Here is a 13,115-nt window from a genome sequence, read left to right as displayed (position 1 = left end):
GAGACACTCCCATCTCGGGTGAGTCGGACGGACCCACCGTCGAGGCGCCCCGCCGACCCGGTACGCACTGCCGTCGCCGGGCGGCCCCTGCTCGACTCCCGGTTCGTCCGGCGTGGGCACCGCCTCCCGGCCCGCCGGCTGAGCTCCAGGCCGGGTCCAGCGCCTACGCGACTCGACGGTCGCCGCCCGCCGTTCATCGCGAAGGGCCCCGCTGGTCGCCCGGCGGCCCGTCAGCCGCGAGGCTCGCACCCTCCCGCCACCCGCACCGGGCGCCCGGCCGAGTTCTGGACACCTCACACCGCGACAACCGACAATTTCCACATGGCACTTCCAGAGATCCGCACCCAGGTCCCCCGGCCGACCGAGGCCGAGCGGGACCATGCGGTCTCCGTCCTGCGTGATGGCGTCGGCAGCGGCCGGCTGTCCCACGACACCTTCCTGGGCCGGCTCGAACTCGTCCTGAACGCCCGCAGTCGGGCCGAACTCGACGCCGTCCTCAGCGACCTGCCCCAGGGCGGCAGGCTGCCCGGTCTGCTGCTGCGCGCCGTCGGCGGGCTCTCCGCCTTCCGCGCCCGCCTCCGCGGCGCCTGGCGGACCGAGCAGGCCCCCGGTCTCTGCCTCCCCGCCCCCGGCGACCAGCCCGTCCGGATAGGCCGCATCCCCGGCTCCGACCTCCGCCTCACCGACAGCTCGGTCTCCCGTCAGCACGCCGAACTCCGCCACCACGACGGTGGTTGGACCCTCCACGACCTGGGCTCCACCAACGGCACCCACGTCAACGGCCTGCGCATCATCGGCGCCGTCCGGGTCCGCCCCGGTGATCTGGTCACCTTCGGCACCGTCAGCTTCCGCCTGGCGGCGGGGTGAGCGGCACCGGGGGCCCGCACGAGTGGGGCCGGGGTGCGCCCCGGCGCACCCCGGCCCCACGGTTCAGCCCTTGACGCAGACCACCTGCTTGAGGTGTGCGACCACCTCGACCAGGTCCTTCTGCTGAGCCATCACCCGCTCGATCGGCTTGTAGGCGCCGGGGATCTCGTCGACGACCCCGGCGTCCTTGCGGCACTCCACGCCCTTGGTCTGCTCCACGAGGTCCTGTGTGGTGAAGCGCTTCTTCGCGGCGGTGCGGCTCATCTTCCGGCCCGCGCCGTGCGACGCCGAGTTGAAGGCCGCCTCGTTGCCGAGACCGCGGACGATGTACGAACCGGTGCCCATCGAGCCCGGGATGATCCCCAGATCACCGGAGCCCGCCCTGATCGCGCCCTTGCGGGTCACCAGCAGGTCGGCTCCGTCGTAGCGCTCCTCCGCCACGTAGTTGTGGTGGCAGCTGATCACCTCGTCGAAGGCGACCTTCGCCTTCGGGAACTCGCGGCGGACGACGTCCTGGAAGAGCGCCATCATGATCGCCCGGTTGTTCTTGGCGTACTCCTGCGCCCAGAACAGGTCCTCGCGGTAGGCCCGCATCTGCGGAGTGTCCGCGATGAAGACCGCGAGGTCGCGGTCGACCAGGCCCTGGTTGTGCGGAAGCGAACGGGCGACACCCATGTGGTGCTCCGCCAGCTCCTTGCCGATGTTGCGCGATCCGGAGTGCAGCATCAGCCAGACGGTCCCGGTCTCGTCCAGGCAGAACTCGATGAAATGGTTGCCCGAGCCGAGCGTTCCCATCTGCTGCGCGGCCCGCTCCCGCTTCCACCGCACCTCGGACGCGATGCCGTCGAAGCGCTGCCAGAAGTCGTCCCACCCGGCGGTCGCCAGACCGTGCAGCTTGCGCGGGTCGACCGGGTCGGAGTGCATGCCCCGGCCCACCGGGATCATCTGCTCGATCCTGGAGCGCAGCCGCGACAGGTCGTCCGGCAGGTCCTCGGTGGTCAGCGAGGTCTTGACGGCGCTCATTCCGCAGCCGATGTCCACTCCGACCGCCGCCGGGCAGACCGCGCCCTTCATGGCGATGACGGAGCCGACGGTGGCGCCCTTCCCGAGGTGGACGTCGGGCATCACGGCGAGGCCGTGCAGCCAGGGCAGGGAGCTGATGTTGCGCAGCTGCTGCAGGGCCTGGCCCTCGACGGTGGCCGGGTCGGTCCACATCCGGATCGGGACACGGATGCCGGGTACCTCGGTGTACGACATGGTTGCACGACCTCCAAAGGTCGGTTGGTTCGAGCCTGGGTGTGGTGTGGTGCCACGCGAAGCTTCCGGCGTGGCTCGGGGAAGTCCGAAGAGAGCGTCGGCGCTCAGGCAGGGCGGCGGCGGAGATAGCGCGATCGTGGGGAGCGCCGGTACATGGTGGGCTCGACCCGCATGGTGATCGCCTCCTCTCCTGCCGTGCCGGGTGTTCCGTGCTGCGGTGGATATCTATCCACGCCGGCCGGGGAGGGCGCAAGCGGATAAACGCGAGTGGGCCCGGCGGAGCTGATGCTCCATCGGGCCCACCGGCGGGCAGCGGTCAGGAGGTGAGGACGGTGACCTCGCCGATGCCGAGTTCCCTGACCTGGTCGGCGATGGCGGCGGCGTCGCCGACCAGGACGGCGACCAGGCGGTCGGGCGGGAAGGCGGCGACGACGGCCTCGGTGGCGGCGGCGGTCGGGAGGGCCGCGAGCTGCCGGTAGATCTCGGCCTGGTGGTCGTCGGGCAGGCCCTGCTCGACCTGGTCGGCGAGGGTCACGGCGACGGAGGCCGCGGTCTCGTACTTGAGCGGGGCGACCCCGACCAGGTACTGGACGGCCTCGTCGCGCTCGCTGTCGGTGAGACCCTCGGCGGCCAGGGTGCGCAGGATGGTCCAGGTGTCCGCCAGCGCGGGGGCGGTGGACGCGGTGTCCACCGAGCCGCTGATGGCGAGCAGGGCACGGCCGCTGCCGTCGGCGGCGGAGCGCAGCGGCTGGGCGAAGGCGCGGACGCCGTAGGTGTAGCCCTTCTCCTCGCGCAGGACCTTGTCGAGGCGAGAGGTCAGGGTGCCCCCCAGGCAGTAGGTGCCGAGGATCTGGGCGGCCCAGCGGGAGTCGTGGCGGTCGGGTCCGATGCGGCCGATGAGCAGCTGGGTCTGCACCGAGCCGGGCCGGTCGACGATCACGACGCGGCCGGTGTCGTCGGCGGTGACCGGGGCGTGCACGCTGCGCTCGGCGGTGCTGCCCGTCCAGGCGCCGAGGGTGCTCTCGAGCAGCGGCAGCAGGTCGGTGCCGGAGAGGTCGCCGACGACCACCACGGTGCTGGTGGCGGGCCGGATGTGGGCCTGGTAGAAGGCGTGGACGGCGGCCCGGGTGACGTTCTTGACGGTCTCGGCGGTGCCGCTGCGCGGGCGGGAGAGCCGGTCGGTCTCGTCGAAGAGCGTGGCGTAGAAGGCCTTTGCGGCCCGGCGGGCGGGGTTGGCCAGCTCGTGGACGATCTCGTCGAGGCGGTTGGCGACCAGGCGGTCGATCTCGTCCTCGGGGAGGGCGGGGGCGCGCAGCGCGTCGGCGAGCAGGGTGAGGCCGCGCTCCAGCCGGGAGGCGGGGACCTCCAGGGAGACCCGGATGCCGGGGTGGTCGGCGTGGGCGTCGAGGGTGGCGCCGGCGCGTTCGAGCTCGCCGGCGAACTGCTCGGCGTCGAGCGTGTCGGTGCCCTCGCTGAAGGCGCGGGCGAGGATGCCCGCGATGCCGTCGAGGCCGGCCGGTTCGACGGCGAGCGGGGCGTCGAGGAGGACTTCGACGGCGACCAACTGCTGGCCCGGGCGGTGGCAGTGCAGCACGGTGAGCCCGTTGCCGAGGGCGGCGCGCTCGGGTGCCGGGAAGGCCCACGGGGTCGGGGTGCCGGGGGTGGGCTGGGGGTGGAAGGTCATGGTCGGGGTGTGGTCGGTCATTCCGCCGCCTCCTCGTTCTGGTCGTTGTCGGCGGTGGTGGTCGGCTCGTAGACCAGGACGGCCCGGTTGTCGGGCCGCAGCCGGGCGGCGGCGACGGCCCTGACCTCCTCGGCGGTGACGTCGAGGACCTTGGCGAGCGCGGCGTTCAGCAGCTTGGGGTCGCCGAACAGGACGGCGTAGCGGCAGAGTTCGTCGGCGCGGCCGGCGACGGTGGTGAGCCGGTCGAGCCATTCGCGCTCGATCTGGGCCTGGGCGCGCTCGAGTTCCTCGGCGGTGGGGCCCTCGGCGGCGAAGCGGGTGAGCTCCTCGTCGACGGCGGTCTCGATCTGCTGGATGGTGGCGTCGCCCGAGGTCTTGACGTCGAGCCAGCCGAGCGAGGGTGCACCGGCGAGGCGGAGCATGCCGAACCCGGCGGCAACGGCCGTGCGGTCACGGCGCACCAGGCGGTTGTAGAGCCGGCTGGACTCGCCGGAGCCCAGGATGGTGAGGGCGAGATCGGCGGCGTCGGCCTCACGGGTGCCGTCGTGCGGGAGCCGGTAGGAGGCCATCAGCGCGCGGGAGGGCACGTCCTCCTCGACGGTCTCGCGGATCTCGCGGCCGATGGTCTCGGGGAGGCTGCCGTCACGCGGGGGCTGCTTGCCGCTGTGGGCCGGGATGGTGCCGAAGTACTTCTCGACCCAGGCGATGGTCTGCTCGGGGTCGAGGTCGCCGACGATGGCGAGGACGGCGTTGTTGGGCGCGTAGTAGGTGCGGAAGAACTCGCGCGCGTCCTCGAGGGTGGCGGCGTCCAGGTCGGCCATCGAGCCGATGGGGGTGTGGTGGTACGGGTGACCGTCCGGGTAGGAGAGCGCGGTGAGCTTCTCGAAGGCGGTGCCGTACGGGACGTTGTCATAGCGCTGGCGGCGCTCGTTCTTGACGACGTCGCGCTGGTTCTCCATGGAGGTCTCGTCGAGCGCGGCGAGCAGGGAGCCCATGCGGTCGGCCTCCAGCCAGAGGGCGAGCTCCAGCTGGTGGGCTGGCATGGTCTCGAAGTAGTTGGTGCGCTCGAAGCTGGTGGTGCCGTTGAGGGAGCCGCCGGCGCCCTGGACCAGTTCGAAGTGGCCGTTGTTGGAGACGTTGGCGGAGCCCTGGAACATCAGGTGCTCGAAGAGGTGGGCGAGGCCGGTGCGGCCCTTGACCTCGTGGCGGGAGCCCACGTCGTACCAGAGACAGACGGCGGTGACGGGGGTGAGGTGGTCCTCGGAGAGCACGACGCGCAGGCCGTTGGCCAGGCGGTGTTCGGTGATGGCGAGGCCTTGGGATGCGGCGGGGGCCGGGTTGGCCATGCGTTGGGGTCCTTCCCGTCTTCGACTGCTGGTCGGGGGGTACGTACCGTGTCCCCATTGTGGTCCAACGCGCGAAGGGCGGGGATGTGTCCGTGTTCTCGGGGCGTTCGCCAGGGGCGGAAGTGCGGCCGGGGGAAGGGCTGCGGGTAGCCCTTGACAGTTGCTGTCAGCGGGAGGGTCCACAATGGGGGGCGCCGTGCCCTCGTACGGTTTGAGTCAGTTATCACAGGATCCACGCAGCCGACCGAGCAGCCGACAACCAGACACAAGGGAGCCCCGCCGCGATGGCCCGCCGTAGTTCGCCCACCCCGCCGCCCGGAGATTTCGAGGAGCGGATCCTCGACGTCGATGTGGTCGACGAGATGCAGGGTTCCTTCCTGGAGTACGCCTACTCGGTCATCTACTCGCGTGCCCTGCCGGACGCCCGCGACGGCATGAAGCCGGTGCACCGCCGAATCCTGTACCAGGCCAACGAGATGGGCCTGCGTCCCGACCGGGCGCATGTGAAGTGCGCCCGTGTGGTCGGCGAGGTGATGGGCCGGCTGCACCCGCACGGTGACGCGTCGATCTACGACTCCGTGGTGCGCATGGCGCAGCCGTTCTCGATGCGGCTGCCGCTGATCGACGGCCACGGGAACTTCGGTTCGCTGGGCAACGACGACCCGCCGGCCGCGATGCGGTACACCGAGTCGCGGCTGACGGCGGCGTCGATGGCGATGGTGGAGTCGATCCACGAGGACACCGTCGACTTCGGGCCGAACTACGACGGCAGCGAGCAGGAGCCGCTGGTGCTGCCCGCGGCCTTCCCGAACCTGCTGGTGAACGGCGCCTCGGGGATCGCGGTGGGCATGGCGACCAACATGCCGCCGCACAACCTCTCCGAGGTGGTGGCCGCCGCCCGGCACCTGATCAAGCACCCGAACGCGGACCTGGAGACGCTGATGCGTTTCATCCCGGGTCCGGACCTGCCGACGGGCGGGCGGATCGTGGGGCTCTCGGGCATCCGGGACGCGTACGCCTCGGGCCGCGGCACCTTCAAGATCCGCGCGACGGCCTCGATCGAGAACGTCACCGCGCGCCGCAAGGGGATCGTGGTCACCGAACTGCCGTACACGGTGGGCCCGGAGAAGGTGATCGCCAAGATCAAGGACCTGGTGGGCTCGAAGAAGCTCCAGGGCATCGCGGATGTCAAGGACCTGACGGACCGTGAGCACGGTCTCCGCCTGGTGATCGAGGTGAAGAACGGTTTCGTCCCGGAGGCGCTGCTGGAGCAGCTCTACAAGTTGACGCCGATGGAGGAGACCTTCGGCATCAACAACGTCGCCCTGGTCGACGGCCAGCCGCTGACGCTCGGTCTGAAGGAGCTGCTCGAGGTCTACGTCGACCACCGCTTCGAGGTGGTCCGCCGGCGCAGCGAGTTCCGGCGCGGCAAGCGGCAGGAGCGGCTGCACCTGGTCGAGGGCCTGCTGGTGGCGCTGGTCGACATCGACGAGGTCATCGCGATCATCCGCAACAGCGACAACGCGGCGCAGGCGAAGGAGCGGCTGATCGAGCGTTTCTCGCTGTCGGAGACTCAGACTTCGTACATCCTGGACACTCCGCTGCGCCGACTGACCCGGTTCGACCGGGTGGAGCTGGAGGACGAGCAGCGCAAGCTGAACACCGAGATCGCCGAGCTGACCGAGATCCTGGAGTCGGACACCAAGCTGCGCGGCGTGGTGTCGGGCGAACTGGGTGCGGTGGCCAAGCAGTTCGGCACCGAGCGGCGCACGGTGCTGCTGGAGGCGGGGGCGGTGCCGAGTGCGGCGCTGTCGGTGCCGCTGGAGGTGGCGGACGACCCGTGCCGGGTGCTGCTGTCCGCCACCGGCCTGCTGGCGCGGACGATGGACAGTGAGCCGCTGGACTTGGCGGAGCCCGTGGGGAAGCGCTCGAAGCACGACGTGATCGTCTCGGCGGTGCCGGCCACGGCGCGGGGCGACGTGGGTGTGGTGACGTCACTCGGCCGGGTGCTGCGGCTGCCGGTGATCGACCTGCCGGCGCTGCCGCCGGCGCCCTCGCTGTCGCTGTCCGGCGGCGCCGCGGTGGGCGAGTTCCTGCGGCTCGACGAGGGCGAGCGGGCGCTGGCGCTGACCACGCTGGACGAGTCCTCGCCGGGGCTCGCGCTGGGCACGGTGCAGGGCGTGGTGAAGCGGGTGGTGCCCGAATGGCCCGCGAACAAGGACGAGTTCGAGGTGATCGCCCTCAGGGAGGGTGACGAGCTGGTCGGCGCGGTGGAGCTGCGCACCGGCGAGGAGGACTTGGTCTTCATCGCCTCGGACGCGCAGTTGCTGCGCTACCCGGCGGGCCAGGTGCGTCCGCAGGGCCGCCCGGCGGGCGGCATGGCCGGCATCAAGCTCTCGGACGGGGCGCGGGTCATCTCGTTCACGGCGGTGGACCCGGCCGCGGACGCGGTGGTGGTCTCGGTCGCGGGCTCCCCGGGGACGCTGGCGGGCGAGGTGCAGTCCAGCTGGAAGGTGACGCCGTTCGAGCAGTACCCGCGCAAGGGCCGGGCGACGGGCGGGGTGCGCTGCCAGCGCTTCCTTCGTGGCGAGAGTGCGCTGGCCTTCGCCTGGGCGGGTCCGGCTCCGGCGCTGGCCTCGGCGGCCGGCGGGGCTCCGGTGGACCTGCCGGAGCGCGACCCGCGCCGCGACGGTTCGGGTACGCCGGTGTCGAAGCCGATCGTCGCGGTGGCCGGCCCGGCCAGGTAGTCGGAGCAGTGCCGGGGCCGCGCGAGATCATCACCGATGTCTCGCGCGGCCCCCTTCACCGAGCTTCCGCCTCCCTGCGTCTCATCCGAAGGCGGCCTGGATCCTGGCTTCGCTCCCGGTGGGCTGCCGGTCCGGCTCGTCGTCCAGGAGTCGGACGCTCTCGGCGAGTTCACAGAGCAGGGCGACGTAGTGCGGCAGGTCCGGGAGCGAGGGCGTGGTCAGCGACATCACCAGCAGCGAGGAGACCTCGGGCAGCGGCAGGTGGACGTCGATCTGCGCCATGGGTATCGCGGCGGGCCGTGGTGCGCCCTCGGCGGCCGGGGGCGGTGTCCACTGGATACCGGTGAACCGCACGATCGCGGGTCCCGCCTCGACCTCGGTGCGGTAGACGTCGCAGTCGGGGTTGAGCGAGAGCGTCTCGTGCAGCACGGAGGCGACGGTCTCCACGTCCGCGGGTTCGATGGTCTCGCTGCGCACGATCAGCGACGCACTGCTGACCCGGTCGTCCTCGGTGGCGAACATGCAGATCCCGGCGTAGCTCGCGCCGTCGGCGGCAGCGGCACCGGCCAGGTCGGCGTACAGCCGCTGGACGGTCTTCCGCTGGTACCCGGTGCCGCCGGACCAGATCTCGGCGGCCACCTCGGAGAGATGCGCCCAGCGCTGCTCGTCGGTGAGGTGCATGCCCAGGTCGTGGAAGTGCACCGGGACGTCGAAGTCGAAGCCGCGCTGCGGCCCGGGTCCCGTCTCGCCTCTGGTGTCGGTCATGGCCTGCCTCCTACTTCGAAACCCATCCGGTGGGGGTCAGGCTGACCCCCGACGGTCCGGCGGACCGGGCTCGCAGGCCGCGGGAGGCCGCGATCGCGTGGATCCGCTCGGCGGTCAGGCCCCGGTAGTCCTTCGGCGAGATCACCACGGCGTCCCCCAGCACGCCGTACCGCCAGGTGGACCACCGGCGCAGGCCGTTCGGCCCGTACGCCCGTAGCGCCGCGGAGCAGAGCCGGTTCATGTGCGCGTCCCGGCGGGCCGGGTCCGTGCCCCACTCCCGGACCAGGCGTACCGGTCCGACCCAGCGGGTCAGCGGGCGGAGGGCGAATCTGAGCGACTCGGCGTCGGGCCGTTCGCCGTCGGTGAGGAACGAGCTCAGTTCCAGGAAGGGCATCACCAGCAGCCGGAGCAGGGTGTCGACCGGCACCCAGACGACCTGGACCGGGAGCCAGAGGAGCAGGCCCAGCCTGGACCTCGGCCCGGCCGAGGGCGGCAGGGGCACAGCGGCGTGGCCGTACATCTACTCCCCCTTCACGGCGTCGCGGACGTCGGTGACGATGCCCGGCAGCTGCGGGACGACGAGCGGGCCGCGCGACCACCAGGACATCGGGTCGAGCGATCCGTCGGCGCGGATCGCCGCCTTGAGCGACGGTATGTCGCGCAGCACCGGGAGTTGGGCCAGCTTGCTGGTCTTGAAGCCCTCGACCAGGGTCTCGCCCGCGGTGACCCCGACGTGGGTCTCCCAGGCGAGCTTCATCCGGTTGCCGAGGCCGGGCAGCGCCTTGAACTCGGTGACCAGGTCGGCGCCCCGCTCCGCGGCCTGGGTGGTCCGGACGGCGCTGCCGCGGGTGGCGTCGCCGATGTGCCGGACGAGCTGGCTCTTGCCGACCTCGCGGACCATCCCGGTGGAGGAGCGCGCGCCGTTGACCACCTTGGGCACCAGCTTGGTGGTGACCTTGGTACCGCCCTTGAGGGCGGTACCGAAGAACTTGCCGGCGGGCAGGATGCCCAGCCCGTCGCCGATCAGGTCCATCGCGCCGACGTCGGCGCCGCCCAGCTTGGCCAGGCCGTGGGTGGCCAGTGCACCGGCCGAGAGCACGCCACCCGCCAGGACGAGGGCACCCGCGAGCGGCGGGCACCAGGCCGTGACGAGTGCGGCGACGCCGAGCACGGTGGAGGCGATCGAGAGCCAGTCGCCGATCCTCTTCAGCAGGTCGGCGTGCTTGGTGGCCCACTCCTTGATGGCGTGCCCGGCCCGCTCGAGAGAGTCCTTGACCTTGTCCCAGAGGCTGGTCTCGGGGGCGCTCTGGTTGGCCGTGCGCAGTGCCTTGGCCACCTTGGCGGCGGAGTCCTGGTGGTCCTCCCTGAGTTCCCCGGCATGCTTGACTATCGCCTCGAAGGCGTCCTGGGCGTCCCCCAACGCCCTTCTGGCGTCGTCGAGTTCACTGCCCGCCTGGTTCAACTCCCGCTGGGCGCTGTCGATCCCGGCCTGGGCGTCGCGGAGCTGGGCCTCGTCGGCGAAGTACCGGCCGGCCAACGCGAAGGCCGGGGAGTCGGCCGCGCTGTCGTAGCGGATCCGGGCCTGCTGCTCGGTCTTCTCGCACTGTTCGCGGCGCTGCTTGGCCGCCTGCGCCTCGGCCTCGTAGCGCCGGGCGGTGTCCTGGTAGGAGGTGAGCTGGTCGCGCCAGGACTGGAGTTGCCGAGCCGCGGTCCGCACCGCGTCGTCGCTGTCCCTGAGCAGCCCGGGAAGTTCGGTGACCTTTCCGGCGAAGGCCTGGGCGGCGTCGCCCTGCCAGGAGCCGCCGGCCCTGTTGAGCGAGGAGAGGGACTGCTGGGCGCTCTCCAGGGCGCCCGCCGCGGTGGTCAGCCTGCCGACCAGGGCGTCGACGCTCGCCGGACTGCCGGGCGCCGGGTCGAAGCCGAGGGCGGGGAACTGCGCGGTCTCGCTCATGCCGCGCCTCCACTGAAGGCGCCGCGCAGTACCTGCTCGGTCTCCGCGTAGCCCCGCTTGGTGATGGTGAGGCCCTCCTCGACCTGCCGGGTGGCGTCGGCGATCTTCTTGATCGCGTCGTCCCAGCCGTCGTGGAACTCGCCGCAGGCATGGTCGAGGGTCTTGCTGCCGGTGGCCTTCGGGCCGGTGTCCCGCATCGCGTTGAGCGCGGTCCGCAACTCGTCCTGACTCCGGTGCAGATCCGCGAGCAGTCTGTCGAGATCGCCGATCTCGACCGAGAAGTATAAGCCCAAGACTCCCCCAAGGAACAGTCAAGTTTTGGTAATGCCGGTCAGCATGGCGTCGCGACGCCGGGATCGGACGACTGTCCGAAACACTCGCCGGCACCGCTCCCGCTTCTCCGTCACCCTCGTGGCCCACACCACCCGCGGGTAGGGTTGCCCGGGTGATCACCTGTACGACGCTGTCGCGCGAACTGACCGAGCCGCTGGCCGCCACCGCCGCGACCGCCGCCACCTGGCTGCTGATCGAGCAGTCCGGGCCGTGGGGCGCCAAGGCACTCACCGAGAGCCATCTGGACGCCGAGGTCGGCCGGGCCCTGGACGCGGCCTGCGCGGGTACGGGTGTCCGGATCGCGCTGATCCGCCACCCCGGACGGCACGCGGACTGCCTGCCCGCCGTCCGGCACGAGGCGATCGTGGCGCACACCGCCCCCGGCCGCGCCTGGGTGCGCCGGGCCGCCGTGGAGGATCCGGCGGAGCTGCTGGAACTGGACTTCGCGGCCCTCGGCGCCGGCGAGCACGGCGGCTTCGGCGAGGCCCACGTGGGCGGCCCGATCGCGCTGGTGTGCACCAACGGCCGCCGGGACCGCTGCTGCGCGCTGCTGGGCCGTCCGCTGGCGGCCGAGCTCGCGGCGGCCGGGCACAGCGAGGTCTGGGAGATCACCCACCTGGGCGGTCACCGCTTCTCCCCCACCATGCTGGTCCTGCCGTACGGCTACGCCTATGGGCGGCTGACCGGAACGGCGGCCAAGGAGGTGCTCGCGGCGACGGCCGCGGGGCACATGCTTCCCGAGTGGTCGCGGGGCCGCTCGTACTGGGACCGCCCCGGCCAGGCGGCGGAGCACGCGGTACGGCTGCTGACCGGTGAGACCTCGGCCGACGCCCTCGCGGTCGGCCGGGCGGGAGACGCGATCGAGGTGCGGCACAGCGACGGTCGCCGCTGGCTGGCCGAGGTCGCGGAGCGGGCGAGCGAGCCGGCCCGCCCGGAGAGCTGCGGGAAGGCCCCGGGCACCCCGTCCCGGATGGACATGGTCTCACTGCGGGAGATACCGCCGCAGCGGTGACGGCCCGTCATCCGCCATGGGCGGGGGACGGGCCGCCGGCCGACCACTGGCTCAGCCGGCCCTACTGACGAACTCGGTGCTGTAGGTCCTGCTCGGGTCGATCGACCCCTCCTTGCCCTTGACGTCCGAGGGGAAGGCGCCGAGCACGGCGAGGACGGCCTTCGGCCCGTCGGGCGGCATCACCCCGTCAGCGGTGAACATCGACAGGGGGCCTTGATCGCCTCGGCGCACTAACGTGCTGGGCAACCTGGTCGACAACGCACTCGACGCGCTCACCGGCGGCACGGTCGAAGTCACTCGGCGCCCACCACCGACCTGGTGCTCGGCGCCCTCAGACGGGCCGGCCGTCCGCTCTCCGCCCAGGAGGTCGCCGACCGCTCCGGGCTGGGCCGCTCCGCCGCCCAGCGCCACCTCAAACAGCTGGAGCGCGACAGCCGGTTGAGTCCGCGTTACGGCGACACCGGGTGCCCCGAGCACCGCTACCTGCTGTCGTCCCGCGACTGACCCGTCACCCCCTCCGCCGCCCGCCGGTACACGCCGTCGACCGTTCAAAGCCGATCGTTTCAACACCCGCGCTCTACGCGAACCTGACAGGAATTTCCGAAACTGGTAACTCTTCTCACTATGACCGATCACGAAACGTGACGTTACCCATAGTGACTAGCGCGTTACGCGGATGAAATAGTCGGCAGAGCAAGCACATCCGGCTCTGATTCAAAGGAGAACAGTGCCATGATCTCGCGTATCGCAGGTCTGGTGGTCGGCACGGCGGCGATCCTGGCAGCCGCGGCAGGACCCTCGCTCGCCGCCCCGGCTACCCCGGAGGCCGTGACCCCCGCATGCCTCGCTGCCCTGAACCGCCCCTGCGCCTGGCAGCAGGCGAGCGGCAGCGGCTCCGGAATCGTCGGCTCGGCCAGGGTCTACGCCGCCGACGACCAGCTGACCATGCTCCGGGTGGAGGTGAAGATCCAGCGCGCCTGGGGCAGTCCCTGGGAGACCGTCGTCTCCACCACCATGATCCGCAGCGGGACGATACAGCTGTCCACGCCCTCGGTGGTCACCGAGTACCGAACGGTGGTCTGTGCGACCGGTGGCCCGGCGGTGAGCGCCGAGGAGCAGATCACCACCTGTACCCGCTGATGCCTCGGGGGTG

At 71.6% G+C, this 13,115-nt stretch carries 13 protein-coding genes; 5 read left to right on the top strand and 8 right to left on the bottom strand.

Features of this window, described 5'->3' with window-relative positions:
- Positions 1-321 precede the first annotated feature (321 nt).
- The gene (locus ACWDAK_RS16755; protein WP_344638597.1) at positions 322-867 is read left to right on the top strand and encodes a DUF1707 and FHA domain-containing protein; all 546 of its coding nucleotides are present in this window, start codon (positions 322-324) and stop codon (positions 865-867) included.
- Positions 868-930: 63 nt separating this feature from the next.
- Here the strand turns inward: ACWDAK_RS16755 and ACWDAK_RS16750 are convergent, their stop codons facing one another.
- The 3 genes from ACWDAK_RS16750 to ACWDAK_RS16740 form a co-directional block, all read right to left on the bottom strand.
- Complete coding sequence (locus tag ACWDAK_RS16750) at positions 931-2,124, bottom strand: RtcB family protein (protein WP_344638596.1); 1,194 nt, start codon at positions 2,122-2,124, stop codon at positions 931-933.
- A 316-nt stretch (positions 2,125-2,440) separates the two neighbouring features.
- The gene (locus ACWDAK_RS16745; RefSeq protein WP_344638595.1) at positions 2,441-3,829 is read right to left on the bottom strand and encodes a M16 family metallopeptidase; all 1,389 of its coding nucleotides are present in this window, start codon (positions 3,827-3,829) and stop codon (positions 2,441-2,443) included.
- Complete coding sequence (locus ACWDAK_RS16740) at positions 3,826-5,154, bottom strand: M16 family metallopeptidase (protein ID WP_344638594.1); 1,329 nt, start codon at positions 5,152-5,154, stop codon at positions 3,826-3,828. The genes ACWDAK_RS16745 and ACWDAK_RS16740 overlap by 4 nt, the downstream gene beginning before the upstream one ends.
- Before the next feature lie 284 nt (positions 5,155-5,438).
- Between ACWDAK_RS16740 and ACWDAK_RS16735 the strand changes: the two genes are divergently transcribed.
- The gene (locus ACWDAK_RS16735) at positions 5,439-7,901 is read left to right on the top strand and encodes a DNA gyrase/topoisomerase IV subunit A (protein WP_344638593.1); all 2,463 of its coding nucleotides are present in this window, start codon (positions 5,439-5,441) and stop codon (positions 7,899-7,901) included.
- A gap of 81 nt (positions 7,902-7,982) precedes the next feature.
- Here ACWDAK_RS16735 and ACWDAK_RS16730 read toward each other — a convergent pair whose 3' ends face one another.
- The 4 genes from ACWDAK_RS16730 to ACWDAK_RS16715 are packed head-to-tail and all read right to left on the bottom strand — an operon-like array spanning position 7,983 to position 10,910.
- Complete coding sequence (locus ACWDAK_RS16730) at positions 7,983-8,666, bottom strand: hypothetical protein (protein ID WP_344638592.1); 684 nt, start codon at positions 8,664-8,666, stop codon at positions 7,983-7,985.
- A gap of 10 nt (positions 8,667-8,676) precedes the next feature.
- Positions 8,677-9,186 (bottom strand): hypothetical protein, encoded by a 510-nt coding sequence (locus ACWDAK_RS16725; RefSeq protein WP_344638591.1) that lies wholly within the window; start codon positions 9,184-9,186, stop codon positions 8,677-8,679.
- Entirely contained in the window at positions 9,187-10,617 is a 1,431-nt protein-coding gene (locus ACWDAK_RS16720; protein ID WP_427393754.1) for a putative T7SS-secreted protein, read from the bottom strand.
- On the bottom strand, positions 10,614-10,910 hold the full coding sequence (locus tag ACWDAK_RS16715) for a hypothetical protein (RefSeq protein ID WP_427393755.1): 297 nt from the start codon (positions 10,908-10,910) through the stop codon (positions 10,614-10,616). The genes ACWDAK_RS16720 and ACWDAK_RS16715 overlap by 4 nt, the downstream gene beginning before the upstream one ends.
- A gap of 152 nt (positions 10,911-11,062) precedes the next feature.
- Here ACWDAK_RS16715 and ACWDAK_RS16710 point away from each other — a divergent pair, with 152 nt between their 5' ends.
- The gene (locus ACWDAK_RS16710) at positions 11,063-11,962 is read left to right on the top strand and encodes a sucrase ferredoxin (protein WP_427393756.1); all 900 of its coding nucleotides are present in this window, start codon (positions 11,063-11,065) and stop codon (positions 11,960-11,962) included.
- A gap of 51 nt (positions 11,963-12,013) precedes the next feature.
- Here ACWDAK_RS16710 and ACWDAK_RS16705 read toward each other — a convergent pair whose 3' ends face one another.
- On the bottom strand, positions 12,014-12,163 hold the full coding sequence (locus ACWDAK_RS16705) for a hypothetical protein (RefSeq protein ID WP_427393757.1): 150 nt from the start codon (positions 12,161-12,163) through the stop codon (positions 12,014-12,016).
- Positions 12,164-12,280: 117 nt separating this feature from the next.
- Here ACWDAK_RS16705 and ACWDAK_RS16700 point away from each other — a divergent pair, with 117 nt between their 5' ends.
- Both ACWDAK_RS16700 and ACWDAK_RS16695 read left to right on the top strand, forming a co-directional pair.
- Complete coding sequence (locus ACWDAK_RS16700; RefSeq protein ID WP_427393758.1) at positions 12,281-12,466, top strand: helix-turn-helix domain-containing protein; 186 nt, start codon at positions 12,281-12,283, stop codon at positions 12,464-12,466.
- Positions 12,467-12,694: 228 nt separating this feature from the next.
- Positions 12,695-13,102 (top strand): hypothetical protein, encoded by a 408-nt coding sequence (locus tag ACWDAK_RS16695; RefSeq protein ID WP_427393759.1) that lies wholly within the window; start codon positions 12,695-12,697, stop codon positions 13,100-13,102.
- Positions 13,103-13,115 lie beyond the last annotated feature (13 nt).

It is taken from the genome of Kitasatospora sp. NPDC001175, assembly GCF_053598215.1.
This window is presented reverse-complemented; position numbering and strand designations above follow the sequence as displayed.

Coding starts and splice junctions, on each gene's coding strand:
- ACWDAK_RS16755 (WP_344638597.1), top strand. CDS start 322: ATGGCACTTCCAGAGATCCGCACCCAGGTCCCCCGGCCGACCGAGGCC.
- ACWDAK_RS16750 (WP_344638596.1), bottom strand. CDS start 2,124: ATGTCGTACACCGAGGTACCCGGCATCCGTGTCCCGATCCGGATGTGG.
- ACWDAK_RS16745 (WP_344638595.1), bottom strand. CDS start 3,829: ATGACCGACCACACCCCGACCATGACCTTCCACCCCCAGCCCACCCCC.
- ACWDAK_RS16740 (WP_344638594.1), bottom strand. CDS start 5,154: ATGGCCAACCCGGCCCCCGCCGCATCCCAAGGCCTCGCCATCACCGAA.
- ACWDAK_RS16735 (WP_344638593.1), top strand. CDS start 5,439: ATGGCCCGCCGTAGTTCGCCCACCCCGCCGCCCGGAGATTTCGAGGAG.
- ACWDAK_RS16730 (WP_344638592.1), bottom strand. CDS start 8,666: ATGACCGACACCAGAGGCGAGACGGGACCCGGGCCGCAGCGCGGCTTC.
- ACWDAK_RS16725 (WP_344638591.1), bottom strand. CDS start 9,186: ATGTACGGCCACGCCGCTGTGCCCCTGCCGCCCTCGGCCGGGCCGAGG.
- ACWDAK_RS16720 (WP_427393754.1), bottom strand. CDS start 10,617: ATGAGCGAGACCGCGCAGTTCCCCGCCCTCGGCTTCGACCCGGCGCCC.
- ACWDAK_RS16705 (WP_427393757.1), bottom strand. CDS start 12,163: ATGTTCACCGCTGACGGGGTGATGCCGCCCGACGGGCCGAAGGCCGTC.
- ACWDAK_RS16695 (WP_427393759.1), top strand. CDS start 12,695: ATGATCTCGCGTATCGCAGGTCTGGTGGTCGGCACGGCGGCGATCCTG.